Origin of the sequence: Parafrankia soli, from assembly GCF_001854695.1 — a bacterium.
GTDB classification, from domain to species: Bacteria; Actinomycetota; Actinomycetes; order Frankiales; family Frankiaceae; genus Parafrankia; species Parafrankia soli.
On record NZ_MAXA01000227.1, the window covers coordinates 49239 to 63766 of the forward strand.

Here is a 14528-nt window from a genome sequence, read left to right on the forward strand (position 1 = left end):
CGGGGGTGGCACTGGGCGCGATGTTGTGGATCCCGCTCAACGGCGGAAGCGGACGAGATCGCTGCCTGCCGCCTGCCGCAGGCGTGGCCGGCAGGCGGCGTCCTGTGTGTGGGCGTGGGTGTGGCGACCGTTTTCGCTTACCCGCAGACCCTGACGGACCGCGGGGGAACCCAGTGCCGCTGTCCGTTCTCCCAGACCCAGTGGCCATCCACATGACGCCAGTAACACCCGTACGCGGCGCCGGTGACATGGGCAGGCGGAGCGGCCTGTGCGGGAACCGCGAACAGAACCGAGCCCACCGCGGCGGCGGCGATCAGCGGCGGGCATTTCGAAAGCTTCCGGCGCGCCATGTCTGCTCCCCCCGGTGCATTGCATACGAGCCGTCGAGGAAGTTCCGGCCTGACTGCACGCGAGGCATACCCGTCGCCTCCGCGAGACAACCGTGTTTCGCACGGACCCACCAGATGATCGAAAATCATTCGTGTACGAATGGATCGATCAATGGAAATCCATGCAGTAGACAATCGACCTGGTTGTTCATAGCCTGCGCATAGATTCCGCACGGGTTGCGCACAGGTACCCCCGAAATGCTCGCGGGCGTGCAGAATCAGACACCGGCCGAAGGCGCCCGGCGATGACATCCGTGGGCCGGCTGGCTGCGCGTCGTCGGCCACTGGTCGCGCTGGCCGTCGTGATCGTGGTGGTGGCCGTCGTCGCGGGGATCACCATCCATGTGGTCGGCCGCGGTGGATCCTCGGACGCGRCGGCGACTGTCATCTCCCGGACCGTGACCGCGGAGATCGGGACGATCAAGCAGTCCATCTCCACCACCGGCACGATCGCACCGGCCACTCAGGCTGACCTGACCTTCCCGGCTTCGGGCAAGGTCACCGGCGTCCTGGTGAGCGAGGGCGACACGGTGACCACCGGGCAGCAACTCGCGACCATCGACTCGGCGTCGCTGGCGGCGAGCCTCGCCCAGGCCAAGCTGACGTTGGCCAACGGCCAGGAGAAGCTGGCCTCCGACCAGACGGCGGGGGCGTCCAGCGAGCAGCTCGCCGCCGATCAGGCCTCGGTCACGACCGCCACCGACGGGGTCACCGCGGCGCAGACGGCGCTGGCCGGGGCGACCATGACGTCACCGGTCAACGGAGTCGTGGTGAGCGTCTCGCTCGTGGTGGGTCAGCAGGTGTCGGGATCGTCCAGCGGGAGCGGCTCCGGATCCTCCGGCGGCGGGTCCGGCGCCTCGGCCGGTGGGATGGGTTCCTCCGGCGGGACGTCCGCCGGCTCGGGAGCGACGTCCACCGCGTCCACCTCGTCGTCGAGTGGGCAGATCACGGTTATCAGCACCGATTCGTGGATCGTCAACGCCAGCGTCGACTCCAACGGCGTCGGCCTGATCGCGAAGGGCAACCAGGCGACGATCGTGCCGGGCTCGGGCACCGCGACCGGCATCGGGGGCTCCGGAGGTGCGGGCGGCACGATCTACGGGACGGTGTCCTCGGTCGGCCTGATCGCATCCAGTTCCGGGCAGACGGCGAGTTTCCCGGTAGTGATCAAGGTGACCGGCAGTCCCCGCGGGCTGCACGCCGGTGACACCGCGACCGTGGCGCTGATCTACAAGCAGCTGAGCGACGTCCTGGTGCTCCCGACGGCGGCCATCAGCCAGGAGAACGGGAAGTCCGTCGTCCGTGTCGTGTCGGGCACGACGACGACAACCCGGGCGGTGACGACCGGGGTCTCCGGCGGCGGCTCCACCGAGATCGTCTCCGGTCTGTCGGAAGGCGACCAGGTGCTCGTCGAGGTGGCGGGCGGCGCGGCCGGTCCGGGTGGATCCGGCGGGGGCACGGGGAGCAGAACCGGCGGCCAGGGCTACGGCGGCGGCGGGTTCCCGGCCGGTGGGTTTCCGAGCGGTGGCGGGTTCCCGGGCAGCGGTGGTAACTGACATGGCCAGGAGACCGCCCGAACGGGAACCCGCCGCCACGTCATCCCGGTCGCCCGCGACAGTGTCGCCACCGGAACCCCCGACCACTCCGGTCACGCGGCCCCGACCGAGCGCCGGTGCCGGTTCGGACTCGGGTGCTCCGGTCATCGAGCTGGACCAGGTGGCCAAGTCCTACCGCGCCGGAACGCTGGACGTCGCCGCGCTGCGCGGCGTCTCGGCCCGCATCGCCGAGGGCGAGTACGTCGCCATCGTCGGGCCGTCCGGCTCGGGGAAGTCGACGTTGATGCACATCATCGGCTGCCTCGACGTGCTCACCGCGGGGACCTACCGGCTCTCCGGCGAGGACGTGGGCGCGATGACCGAGGTCGAGCTGGCCGAGATCCGCAACCGTCGGATCGGGTTCGTGTTCCAGCAGTTCAACCTGCTGCCGTCGCTGTCCGCGTGGCGCAATGTCGAACTGCCGCTCGTCTACCGCGGGGAGCGGCGGGAGCTCCGCAGGCACCGGGCCGTCGCCGCGCTTGACCGGGTCGGTCTCGCGGACCGGATCGAGCACCGCCCGGGTGAGCTCTCCGGCGGCCAGCAGCAGCGGGTCGCGGTCGCCCGCGCGCTGGTCGGCGACCCGTCCCTCATCCTCGCCGACGAGCCCACCGGCAACCTGGACTCGACGGCGACCAGGGATGTGCTCAACCTCTTCGACGAGCTGCACGAGCAGGGCCGGACGATCGTCCTGATCACTCACGAGCAGGAGGTGGCCGACCGGGCCCGCCGGGTCGTGCGGATCCGGGACGGGCTGATCGAGTCCGACACCGCGGCCGGCTCACCGGCTCTCCTGGCCCCCGCGGCGGCCGAGGCGGCGACCCGCTGATGGGATGGCTCGAGACATTCCGTACCGGAGTGGACGCGATCCGTACCCACCGGCTGCGTTCCGGTCTGACGGTGCTCGGCATCCTGATCGGGATCGCCGCCGTGGTACTCACAGTGGGCCTCGGCGTGGGCGCCCAGGACAAGGTCGGATCGCAGATCAGCTCGCTGGGAAGCAACCTGCTGATCGTCTCGCCGGGCAGTTCGACCAGCTCCACCGGTGTGCGCGGCGGGTTCGGCTCCGCGTCGACGCTCACGGTCGCCGATGCTGCCGCGTTGGCCTCGAAGACCTCCGCGCCCGACATCGAGGGGGTCGCCCCGGTCAAACAGAGCTCGATGTCGGTGCTGAACGGTTCGGTGAACTGGACGACGACCGTGGTCGGCACGACCCCGTCCTGGCTGTCCGTCCGTAACCGCTCCATCAGCGCGGGCCGTTTCATCACCACGACGGACGACGCGCAGTCCGCGGCGGTCACCGTCCTCGCCGCGGACACGGCCACCGAGCTGTTCGGCCGGCGCAGCCCGGTCGGTCAGAGCGTGACGATCAACAACATCCCGTTCACGGTCGTCGGAGTGCTCGTCTCGGCCGGCTCGGACAGTTCGAACAACCTCGACGACCAGGCGATCGTGCCGATGTCCACCGGGGCGAGCCGCCTGTTCGGCGGGACGACGCGCACCTCGGTCTCCTCGATCTACATCAGGGGGCATTCGGCGTCCACCCTGTCGGCGGCCTACCAGGAGGCGACGAGTCTGCTCCTGAACCAGCACGGCATCACGGACTCGTCCAGCGCGGACTTCACGATCACCACCCAGGAGTCCCTGCTGAGCACGGCGACGTCCGTGAGTCGGACGCTCACCGCCCTGCTGGCCGGGATCGCGGCGCTGTCCCTGCTGGTGGGTGGGATCGGCGTCATGAACATCATGCTTGTCTCCGTGACCGAGCGCACCCGCGAGATCGGGCTGCGCAAGGCGCTGGGCGCGCCGCCCGCGGCGATCCGGCGGCAGTTCCTCATCGAGGCGTCGTTGCTCAGCCTCGCCGGAGGAGCGATCGGCGCGCTGCTGGGCATCAGCGGCGCACTGGTGCTGCCCCAGTTCATCGACAACCCGGTGGCGATCGTCTGGTGGGCTGTGCTCGGCTCGTTGGCCGTCGCGGTCGCGATCGGCGTCGCCTTCGGCGTGTACCCCGCCAGCCGGGCCGCCCGGCTGGCCCCCATCGACGCGCTCCGCAGCGACTAGCCCCCATGACGAGGACAGACACCATGACTGGCCAGGTTCCGTTTTCCGTGCCGCCGGTCGGCGGCCGTCCCGCGCGGCGCTCCGCGGCCGTCGTGGCCGCCTCCGCTGCTGTACTGGTCGCCGTGCTGGCCGGCTGCGGCGGTTCCTCCGGGACGTCCACGGCGGACGCCACCCAGGCCGGCGCCACACCCGGGCAGGGCGGCGGCCAGCCAGGAACGGAGGCTCCCGCGTCCGGGCTCATCGCGGAGGTCGACTCTGGCACCATTCAGGTGCAGAGCCAGCAGTCCGGGCAGATCGCGGTGAAGTACGGCGAGAGCACCACGTTCACCGAGACAACGTCCGCGGCGCTCAGCGACGTCAAGGAAGGCGTGTGCGTCACCGCGGCGAACATGCCGGCGGACGGCGCCCGGCCGGCGGGCGGGCAGGTGTCGGGTGCGCCGGCCGGCGGGTCCGGCGCGCAACCCTCGGCGCGGCCCACCGCCATGCCCACGTCCTTCACCGCGACGACGGTAATGATCAGCCAGCCGACCGACGGTTCCTGCGCCGGGCCGAACGCCGCGGCGCGGCCCACCGGCCGGCCCCAGCCGAGTGGCCAGCCGCAGACCCGCCCCAGCGGCGGCCCGGACGGGCCGGGCGGTCAGAACGGGCAGGGTGCACCCGGCGGGCAGGGCGGCTTCGGTGGCGGCGGCTTCGGTGGTCGGGCAACCGGCAAGGTGACCTCGGTGTCCGGCTCCACGATCACCATCTCGGGCACCGATTTCGGCACCGACAAGGCCGTCACCTACACGGTGCTGGTCGACGGCGACACCAGGTACACGCAGTCGGTCGCGGCGACGTCGACCGGGCTGGTTGTCGGGAAGTGCGCGGTCGCGAACGGCGACACCGACGACACCGGCACCGTCACGGCCACCCGGATCGCGCTGAGCGAGGCCACGAACGGCGCCTGCGCCACCGGCTTCGGTGGGGGCTTCGGTGGCCGGGGCTCTGGCGCGGGTGGCAGCGGATCCGGCGGAACGGGCACCACGAATGGCTGACGCGACACAGCGGGCGGACGAGACCGCGCCAGCGGACGGGGCCTCCCGGGCCGGTGGGACCTTCCGGGCTGGTGGGACCTCGGGGGCTGGCGGCGGTTCGGGGCCGGCGCTGCGCCGGCCGCGCCGGCCCCGCCGGCCCCGCCGGCCCCGCAAGGCTGTCGTCGGCGGGGTCGCGGCGCTGGTGCTCGTCGGGGCGGGCGTCGGCACGGGTCTCGCGGTCACCGCTGACGACGGGCCGTCCTACCGGCTCGCCGTCGCGACCACCTCGTCGGTCACCCAGACGCTGACCTCGGTCGGGACGCTGAGCACGGTCAACACAGCGATGCTCTCCTTCCCGGTCGGCGGAACGGTGACCGGGGTGCCGGTGCAGATCGGTGATCAGGTCAGCGCCGGGCAGGTCCTGGCGAACCTGGACCCGACCGCGCTACAGAGCGCGCTCAACACCGCGAACCAGAACCTGGCGAACGCGCGGCTCACACTGACCGACGACGCGTCCGGCCAGACGTCCACGGGAGGCGGGCAGGGCGCCACCGCGGCTGTGACGTCCGCGTCGTCGAGCGCGGCGGGGCCATCGGGCTCCACGATCAGCCTGCTCGCGAACGCCTCGTCAGGGTCCTCGGGCACCGGCGCCGGGACTTTCGGCGTCCAACTGGCCAGCGCCTCCGCCGACGGATCCACGAAGCCGAGCGCGCTCGACACCGCTGTCACCACGGCTCAGCAGGAGGTCGTCGCCGCCCAGTCGGCGCTCGACGGCGTCCTGACCGACCTCGGCGCCGATCTCGGCTCGCTAACCGCCCAGGGCGGTGGCTGCGCGGTGACCGGCGGCTCGCCGCCCGAACCGATCTCCTACACGGCCACGCCAACCGCCGCCGACTCCTCGGCCAGGGCCGGGACGATCGGCGGCACGGTCGGTGACAAGGACACGGTGACCCTGACCAGGAACGGCACGGTGATCGCGACCCGGACTGGGCCCTACACGTTCAGCGGTCTCGACACCGGCGCCGTGTACACCGTCACGATCCAGCAGGCCGGCCTGGTCGGCACCATCGACGTCACGCGGTGCCAGAGCGCGATCAGCGGTCTCATCACCCGGTTCGGCGACGCGTCCAGCGCGTCGGGGGAGTCGAACCTGGCGACCCTGGCGTCCCGGCTGGCCTCGGCGAAGGTCAACCTCGACACGGCGGTCGCCGCCCTGCACAGCGCCGGCGGCGCACCGGCCGGGCCTGAGGTCACTCCGTCGACCGGCCCGCAGCCCGGTGGGACGACCAGCCCGGTCACCGGTGGGACGGTCGCGCCGAGCCAGGGCGGCTCAGGCATGGGAAGCCACCCCTCGACCGCGCCGTCCCCGAAGCCGACCGTGACCGCCACCCCCCGGCCGAGTCCCAGTTCATCGGACGGCGGCTCGTCGCGCGGTGAGTCGTCAGGCGACGGCTCATCCGGCTCCGGCTCCGGCTCGTCGAGTGGATCCGATGCCCGGCCCACCCCGGCTCCGTCCGAGTCCGATCGTGCCGGCTCGGCGGGTTCCGGTTCCGGCGCGGGCGGCGGCGGCTTGGCCGGTTCCGGTTCCGGTTCCGGCGGCGGCTCGGGTGCCGGCACGGCGGGTGGTTCGGGCGGTGGGGCGATGACAACACGCGCGGCCCAGCCCGCCACCGCCGAACAGCTCGCCGCGGACCAGGCCGCCATCGACGCGGCCGTCGCGCAGGTCGCCGTGGCCCAGCAGAACCTGAACGGGGCCACGCTCACCAGCCCCATCAGCGGGACGGTGGCCGCCATCTCGCTAGCCCCCGGTGCCACTGTGGGCGCGTTCTCGACCAGTGGCACCATCACGGTGCTCGGGGACGGCGACAAGCAGATCACCACCACGGTCCCCCTGTCCGCCGTGGACACCGTCAAGGTGTCGAATCCGGCGACCGTCACCGTGGACGGGGTCAAGGAGCCGCTTACCGGCACCGTCTCGTCGATCGGCGCTCTGAACAGCACCACCGGCTCGACCACGACCTATCCCGTCAGGATCGTTCTGAAGCCGACGAGCACCCGGCTCTTCGACGGCACCGGCGCCACCGTGTCGATCACGGTGAAGGAGGTCAAGGACGTCCTGACCGTGCCGACGTCCGCCGTGCACCGGGTCGGACAGCTGGCCACGGTCACCGCGCTGAAGGACGGGAAGGCGACGGCGGTCCGGGTGGAGACCGGCGCGGTGGGCCCCGAGCGCACCGAGGTGATCTCGGGACTCCAGCCCGGTGACCAGGTCGTCCTCGCGGACATCAACGCCGACCTGCCCTCAGGCGGTTCGGCCCGGTCCTCCACCAGCGGCGGGCTGTTCGGCAACGGCAACGGCGGCGGTGGGCTCCTCGGCGGCGGTGGCCCCGGGGGCGGCTTCGTCGGCGGTTTCGGTGGCGGCTCCGGTGGCGCTGGTGGCGGTGCCGGCGGGGGTGGCGGCCAGCGCTGACCGCCACCCGTAAAACCTCCGTTGACACCCTCGGTCCCGTGTCACTACGTTTCCGCTCACAACGGCCGTTCCATATACGGAACGGCACTGGAAGGAGCGGGCTGATGGCTGACGGCACCGACCGGCAGGGCAGGCAGGAGAAGCCCCGACAGTTCTTCTTCGACGTCAACGAGATGACCGGCCGCACGAACGTCGAGATCATGGGGGATTCCGAGGAGGCCGAGAAGTATTTCGACTTGTTCGGTCGGGATCTCGTCACCAAGGCCATTCTCCAGTCGCCGGCACTGTCCGTCTTCCATGAGTCGGCCAAGCCGGGTGAGCGGGTCAAGCCCCATCGTCACGGCACTCACCAGATGAATTACGTCCTCAGCGGGGAGCTGATTTTCGGCCGGCGGCGGGTGGGGCCCGGAATGGGATTCTTCACGCCCGACATGCTCTACTCGTGGCGGGCCGGGGAGGAAGGCGCCGAATGGCTCGAGATCCACGCCGGCCAGCCCGGCATCTTCGTGGAGCAACGGGATCTCTGACGGGCCTGCCCGCCACCGCGGAGGCGTTCGCGGTCCGCTGGGCGCCTGTGCCGCTCCGGAGCCACCGACCAAGTGAAGGACGTCGATTATGACCGGGTTATTCGAAGGCAAGGCCGCTCTCATCACCGGCGCCGGCTCCGGAATGGGCCGAGCCATCACCCTGCGACTCGTCGGGCAGGGCGCCTCGGTGCTCGCCCTGGACATCGACGCCGACCGGCTCGTCGAGACGAAAGCCCTCGCGGCAAAGGCCCTCGAGACGGAGACCATCGAAACGGAGGCCCTCGAGACGGCCCGAGTGGCGGGCACGGTGTCCGTCCGCCAGGCCGACGTCAGCGACCCTGGCGCATGCGCCGAGGCGGTGGCCGCCTGCGTGGCGGAGTTCGGGAAACTGGACGTGCTGGGCAACGTTGCCGGCATCTACCTCGCCGAGCACACCACCAAGGTCACCGTCGAGCAGTACCGCCGCGTGATGGCCGTCAACCTCGACGCCTGTTTCTTCCTGGCCCAGGCCGCCATCCCGTACCTGCTGGAGACGGGTGGCAACATTGTCAACATCGCGTCCAACGCCGGGCTCCAGGGCGTGCCTTACTCCGCGGCCTATTCCATGAGCAAGGGCGGTGTGGTCGCGCTGACCCGGTCGCTGGCCGTCGAGTTCCTGAAGACGCCGCTGCGGGTCAACGCCATCGCCCCGGCGGGCACCAACACCAACATCGCGACCTCGGGATCGTTCCCGTCCGGCATGGACCCCGACCTCGCCCGGCGGATGGCGGGCCTGCGCGGCCTGGCCGAGCCGGAGGAGATCGCCGCCCTGTTCTCGTTCCTCGCCTCCGCCGACGCCCGCTCGGTGACCGGCGCCGTCTACACCGTCGACAACGGCCTCACCGTCAGCTGACCATCCACCCGCCACCGTCACCCTTCGCCGGCGGCCGGTTCGCTGCCGGCGAAGGGTCGTCGAATCCCGGCCGGATACCGGATGGGGTCCGTCGGGCCCGTGCCCGGCGCGGGCTCGGCTCCCCAAGAAGCCTGTGCGGCCCAATCAGCCTGTTGGTCGGGGATCGTGTCCGAACCACGAGCCCGATGAAGAGGCTGGAGCGGTAAAACCCGCACCGGGCGTTAACGTGTGTGATACTTGTGCACCAGGGACGATTCGGTGCCTCCACCGCAAACGCCTTGCCGACATGTCAGGCCTGGTTCACAGCTCTGTGATCTGCTGGTAGACAACGAAAGGGGCTCCCCTTGGCAGCGCACACGATCCAGTCCGAACTCGGTGATGTGGCATCGATGAGCCTCGCGGCACTGCGGTCCTGCCCGGACGGCGTCGTGCGGCAAAGCCTGGACTGGCTCGTCGCCCGGATCGCTCTTCAGGACGAGCGAAGCGGAGGCGGAATGAAAAATAGAACTGACTGATGCGCCAGGAACGAGAACCGGAAAGTCTGGCGGGAGTTCATGATCTGATACGTCACCACCGGATTTCGAGTAGGGATTTCGACGCGCTCGCGTCCGGAACCGATCAACACGGGCTGATCTGCCAGCTTCGGGTTGCCGAACGTAGTTACCGATATCTCTCGCTCCGTAGTCTCCTTGATTTCGCCCGCGGGCATGAGCCGACAACCGGGCTACTGTCGTCTCCTGACACGGCATGGGACCTTCTCGTGGAGGCCGAGCGCGTCGCTCCGGTCATGGTCACAGCCATCCTGGACCTACCGAGCGTCGGGGCCTGGGTGGCCCGGGCGCTGCGGCGGACCCGTGGGCTTCTGTACGACGAGATTCCGCTGTGGGTCGACCTCGGCTATCTCCACCTGCTCGCGGCGGCCGCTGGTATCCGATGTGGCATCCGGTTCAGGTTGGATGTCCCGCTGCGCCACGGTCGGCTTCACATCCCGACGCTCGGCTCCGTCACGTTGCCGGGCTCGGGGATCTGGGGTTCGACGACCGTCATCTCCGACGGGCGATCGGCGCATGCCCTCCTGCCTGTGGGCAAGATCCGTCTCGCGGGGCGCGACCCGGCGGATGATCCACCTGGCTGGAGGAGAGCGACGTGCCTGGAAGCGCGGCACCGCGGGGCGGCGACCACCGTCCACCTGGACAGCAGCGACCCCTATCGCATGGTCGAAACGCCCGCGCTGCCCGAAAACATCGGCATACCCGTCCAGCGGCACTGGGAGTCTCTGTTCCAGGAAGCCTGGGCGGAACTGGTGGAACAGGACAGCGAGGTTGCCCGATGCGTGGCCGAGTGCACCCTCACGCTGGTCCCGCTGCCCCGGGCAGAGCGGTTCAGGGAAAGAAGCGCATCGTTCGGCGACTCGTTCGGCGGGGTTATTCTATCGCTGCCGGATAGCCCGGAGCGGTTCGCTATGACCTTGGTACATGAAATGCAGCACGCAAAACTCGGCATCCTACTCCATCTATTCTCGTTCTTGCGCGGGGAAGGAAGCGTGCTTGCCTATGCGCCGTGGCGTGACGATCCCCGACCCCTGCAGGGCCTGCTGCAGGGGATCTACGCCTTTTTCGGCGTCGCCGGATTTTGGCGTCGTCGCTTCGCCGCGGCGAAGGGAGAGGAAGCGGCTCTCGCCGGCTTCGAGTTCGCCCTGTGGCGCGGCAAGGTGAGCGAGGCCGCCGCATACGCCAGGAGTCGTCAGGAGTTCACCGCCCTCGGCCATCGCTTTCTGACCGGGATAGCCACCACGGTTACAGCGTGGTCGGCCGAACCGGTGTCGCCGTACTACGCAGGGCTGGCGAATCTCGCCGCGGCGGACCATCGTGCGGGCTGGCGCGTCCACCACCTCATCCCTCCGCCCGCCGACGTCGCGAGCCTGTCCCGGGCCTGGATCGCCGGGACGGATCCGCGTGAGCTTCGTGCCCCCGGCCGGTCCGCGCTCGTCCCGGACGGGAAGGTGCCCGACCTGGACACCCTGGTCGTCCTGGTCCGGTACTGGCTGGCCGACCGGGAGCTCTTCCGCCAGATCGAACGGAACGGCCAGGTCGGCAGCGTGGTCACCGGCGCTACGGCGGCGGATCTCCACCTGGTCGCCGGACGCCACGACGAAGCCGCCCGTGCCTATCTCGACGAACTCGGGGAGCCCTCGCCCAGGCTGACTGCCTGGACGAGGCTCGGATCGGCGCTCGCCACGAGCCCCGACCGCCAGATGGCGGCGGCCGGCCGTGCCCTGCTCACCCGGCCCGAGCTCGTCCGGACGGTGGCCCGTGCCGTTGAGGTGGACACCGGCCGCCGACCGGCGCCGGTCGACCTCGCCGGATGGCTGGGTGAGCTTCCCCCGAACGAGGACCCGGTCCGCGGCGCGGGGGCGGATACGTCGTCCGCCCCCGCGCCGCGGCCCGGCGACTCGCAGGAAGCAGTGCACTGATCGGCCCGCTACCGTGGGCGCAACGAGCCGCCCGCAAGCGTCGGCGTCTTGTGCGACGCCCGCCTCACACGAACGGATCAATGTCGCAGTCGGCCCGGACGAAGCTGGCGGCGGCGCGGGTCGCCGGATGGCCCTTGCCCAGAGCCCGGTCGAGCTGCACGACGGTGTCGGCGAGGAGGTTCTCCGCCGGGCCGTCCTCGCCGAGGGCTCGGAGGTCCAGCGCCAGGTTGCTGGCACAGGCGAGGGTGGACGGATGGTTCTCGCCGAGGATGCGGCGGCTGCGTTCCAGCGTCGCCACGTCCATGTCGTGCGCGGTCTGGAACTCGCCGAGGGCGTAGCGGTCGCTGGCGAGATTCGTCGCCGCGATCATCGTGTGTGCGTGGTCCTCGCCGAGCCTGCTGCGAAGCCCATCCAGGCCGGTTCGGCTCAGCTCGGACGCGGTCTCCAGATCGCCGGCGAGCCGTGAGATGACACCGAGGTCCACCGTCGCGGCGAGAGTGTGTGGATGGGTGGCACCGAACGCGCGGTCGAAGCGCCTTCTGGTGGCCTCACACAGCTCGCGTGCCTCGGCCAGCTCCCCGGCGTGCCGGAGATCGATGGACAGGGCCAGCGCGGCACCAATCGTGCGGGGAGTGTCCTTGCCGTAGCGCCGCAGGGAGCGACGTTCCACGTCCCGGGAGAGCTCGAGGGCGCTGTCGTGGTCACCGGATTTCCGGCGCGCGATCGCGAGGAGTCCCGACACCCGGAGCAGCTCGTGATGGTCCTCGATGTTCTTCACCAGCCGGCGCACGCGTTCCACCATGTCTTCGAGCCGGATGCGTACCCCCTGGTAGTCRCCGAGTTCACGTTCGTCCACGAGAAGGCCGCTGTAGGTGCGGAGGCTTTCGATGTTGTCCTCGCCCACCAGCTGTACGCGGCGTTCCCAGGTTTCCTGGTCGAGTTCCTTGGCCTCCTGGAATCTACCGAGGAGCCGCAGGCCAAGCCCCACGTTGTGGGCCGCGTCGAGGGTGACCGCATCACCCGGCCCATAGGCGCGCAGGGCACGCCGGTGTCGCTCGCGCGCGAATCTCAGCGAGTCCTCGAAGTCGCCGGCGACTATCCGGTCCGCGCCGACGTTTCCCAGCGCCTCGAGGGTCTCGGTGTGGTTGTCGCCGTGGACCTGCTCGCACAGTTCCAGCAGTCGCTTGTTGACCCGGGCGGCATCCGCGAAGCGGCCGGTTATGTAGCTCACCCAGCCGACCCAGCCGGCCATGGTGATGCTGTGCGGATCCTCCTCGCCAAGATCCGGATTGCCGGTCCAGGCGTCGTACGTCTGCTGCGCGAGCGTGAGGCTTCCCTCGTGGTCACCCCACCGGAACAGGTATTCCACCTCGTGCACGAGCAGGTCGCGGACGAAGGGGTCACGGCTGCCGATGGCCTCGGACGCGATGACGTGCGGATAGAGCTCGGAGTACTGCTCCCAGTTCTCCGGGTTGCTGGGCTCGTCCGGATCGTTGGCGGCGAGCAGCAGATGGGCGCCGTGCCGCATCGTCTCCCGCTCGTCGGGGGTCATCCGACCGCGCAGCACGGTCTGCACCAGGCGGTGCATCTGGATCGAGTTCGTCCGGTGGTCGACCCGGGCGAGCGCGTACCGGGTGATCTCCCGGATGGCCATGTTCAGCTTGAAGGGGTCGCGCAGGGCCGCGTCCAGCTCCGGCATGATCATAATGTTGCGCCCGCGCCGGAAGACCTGCCGTGGAATCGGTTCCGGCGCGAAGAAGGAACACACCTGGAGGAGCCTCAGCGCCGCCGGGTTGCGGTCCGCGAGACGATCCAGGGACAGGTTCCACGCGGCCTGAACGGGGAGCTCGTAGTCCATCGGGGGAGAGGTGCCGAGCAGCTCGTCCCTTTTCTCCTGGAAGAGGGTGAGGTACTCGTCGGCGCTCATTCCCGTCTCGGCGCGCCAGGTGGCCGCCTGCTCCACCGCGAGGGGAAGATCTCCGAGCGCCCGGGCGAGGCGGCCGGCGTCGTGGTCGGTGAGGTCCGTGTCGCGCTTCTGGAGGAGCTCCACGCTCTCCTCCCGGCTGAAGACGTCCACCTCCAGAGGGCGTGCGATACTGGACCACTGCGCGTTTCGCGACGTCACCAGGATCTTTCCGTTTCCGCCCTGTGGGAAGTATTCTCGAACGACGCGGGGATCCTCCGCGTTGTCGAAAACGAGGAGCCAGTTGTCGTAGGGGACGCCGATCCGCAGGGCCTCCCGCACCGCCGGAACGGCCGTGTTCGCCTCCCCGCCGACCGCCAGGCCAAGGCGTTGGGCGAGTTCTGCCAACGCCTTGCCGATCTGTGTGGAATGTTCGGCCGGTATCCACCACACGATGTCGTAGTCGGCCTGGTGCCGGTATACGTACTCCACTGCGAGCTGGGATTTACCCACCCCGCCCATTCCGTGCAGAGCTTCCGGCAGTACCGCGGTGGTGCCGTGGCCGAGCCTCGTGTGAAGCTCGCGGAGAAGTCCGTTGCGCCCGGTGAAATACGGGTTTCGCTGGGGGACGTTTCCGAACACCACCGGGTGCTGGCGCGCCTGCTGCTGCTTCGCCGTTGAGGTCTCGGTGGTCGAGGTCAAAACATCTCCTTTCGGATGTGTCCGGTTACCCCCTAGTGTCCCGGTCCGGAGATTCGCGCGCAGTAGTGTCCGATCGCGTCGATGATCTGGTCGGCGGTCCTGGTCCACTTGAAGGGCCTGGCGTTCTCGTTCCAGTGACTGATCCATTTTTCGAGGGCGTGGGTCAGCTCGTCGACGGAGCAGAAGACGCCCCGGGCCAGGCAGCGGCGTTGCAGCTCGGCGAACCACCGCTCTACCTGGTTCAGCCAGGACGAGTAGGTGGGGGTGAAGTGCAGGGCGAACCTCGGATGCTCCACCAGCCACCTGCGCACCGTTGGTGCCTTGTGCACGGAGAGGTTGTCGCAGATCAGGTGGATCGCCAGATTCGGCTCGACCTGACGGTCGATCTCGGCGAGGAAGCCGATGAAGTCCCTGGCGGTGTGCTGGGCGGAGACCGCGCTGAGGACCTTGCCGGTGGCGGTGTTCAACGCGGCGAACAGGTCGACGGTGCCGTGGCGGTGGTAGTC

At 69.9% G+C, this 14528-nt stretch carries 10 protein-coding genes; 8 read left to right on the top strand and 2 right to left on the bottom strand.

Going from position 1 to position 14528, the window contains the following annotated elements:
* The first annotated feature begins 634 nt into the window (after positions 1-634).
* The 8 genes from BBK14_RS22060 to BBK14_RS22095 all read left to right on the top strand — a co-directional run bounded on the left by BBK14_RS22060 (position 635) and on the right by BBK14_RS22095 (position 11417).
* Entirely contained in the window at positions 635-1945 is a 1311-nt protein-coding gene (locus BBK14_RS22060; RefSeq protein ID WP_071065158.1) for an efflux RND transporter periplasmic adaptor subunit, read from the top strand.
* Between the two features lie 160 nt (positions 1946-2105).
* Positions 2106-2810: an ABC transporter ATP-binding protein gene (locus tag BBK14_RS22065; protein WP_235014909.1), complete on the top strand. Its 705-nt coding sequence runs from the start codon at positions 2106-2108 to the stop codon at positions 2808-2810.
* The gene (locus BBK14_RS22070; protein WP_020464362.1) at positions 2810-4042 is read left to right on the top strand and encodes an ABC transporter permease; all 1233 of its coding nucleotides are present in this window, start codon (positions 2810-2812) and stop codon (positions 4040-4042) included. Before BBK14_RS22065 ends, BBK14_RS22070 begins: the two co-directional genes overlap by 1 nt.
* 23 nt (positions 4043-4065) lie before the next feature.
* Positions 4066-5076 (top strand): DUF5666 domain-containing protein, encoded by a 1011-nt coding sequence (locus tag BBK14_RS22075; RefSeq protein ID WP_241831745.1) that lies wholly within the window; start codon positions 4066-4068, stop codon positions 5074-5076.
* On the top strand, positions 5069-7525 hold the full coding sequence (locus BBK14_RS22080) for an RND family efflux transporter (protein ID WP_071065162.1): 2457 nt from the start codon (positions 5069-5071) through the stop codon (positions 7523-7525). The genes BBK14_RS22075 and BBK14_RS22080 overlap by 8 nt, the downstream gene beginning before the upstream one ends.
* 104 nt (positions 7526-7629) lie before the next feature.
* Positions 7630-8052: a cupin domain-containing protein gene (locus BBK14_RS22085; protein ID WP_020464359.1), complete on the top strand. Its 423-nt coding sequence runs from the start codon at positions 7630-7632 to the stop codon at positions 8050-8052.
* Positions 8053-8140: 88 nt separating this feature from the next.
* Entirely contained in the window at positions 8141-8944 is an 804-nt protein-coding gene (locus tag BBK14_RS22090; RefSeq protein WP_071065163.1) for an SDR family NAD(P)-dependent oxidoreductase, read from the top strand.
* Positions 8945-9704: 760 nt separating this feature from the next.
* Complete coding sequence (locus BBK14_RS22095) at positions 9705-11417, top strand: HEXXH motif domain-containing protein (protein ID WP_071065164.1); 1713 nt, start codon at positions 9705-9707, stop codon at positions 11415-11417.
* A 64-nt stretch (positions 11418-11481) separates the two neighbouring features.
* Here BBK14_RS22095 and fxsT read toward each other — a convergent pair whose 3' ends face one another.
* Both fxsT and BBK14_RS22105 read right to left on the bottom strand, forming a co-directional pair.
* Positions 11482-14022, bottom strand: a complete 2541-nt coding sequence (gene fxsT / locus BBK14_RS22100) for an FxSxx-COOH system tetratricopeptide repeat protein (RefSeq protein ID WP_071065165.1) — start codon at positions 14020-14022, stop codon at positions 11482-11484.
* 32 nt (positions 14023-14054) lie between these two features.
* Positions 14055-14528, bottom strand: a 474-nt coding sequence (locus BBK14_RS22105; RefSeq protein WP_116430127.1) for an IS630 family transposase, incomplete at its 5' end; no start/stop codon positions are given.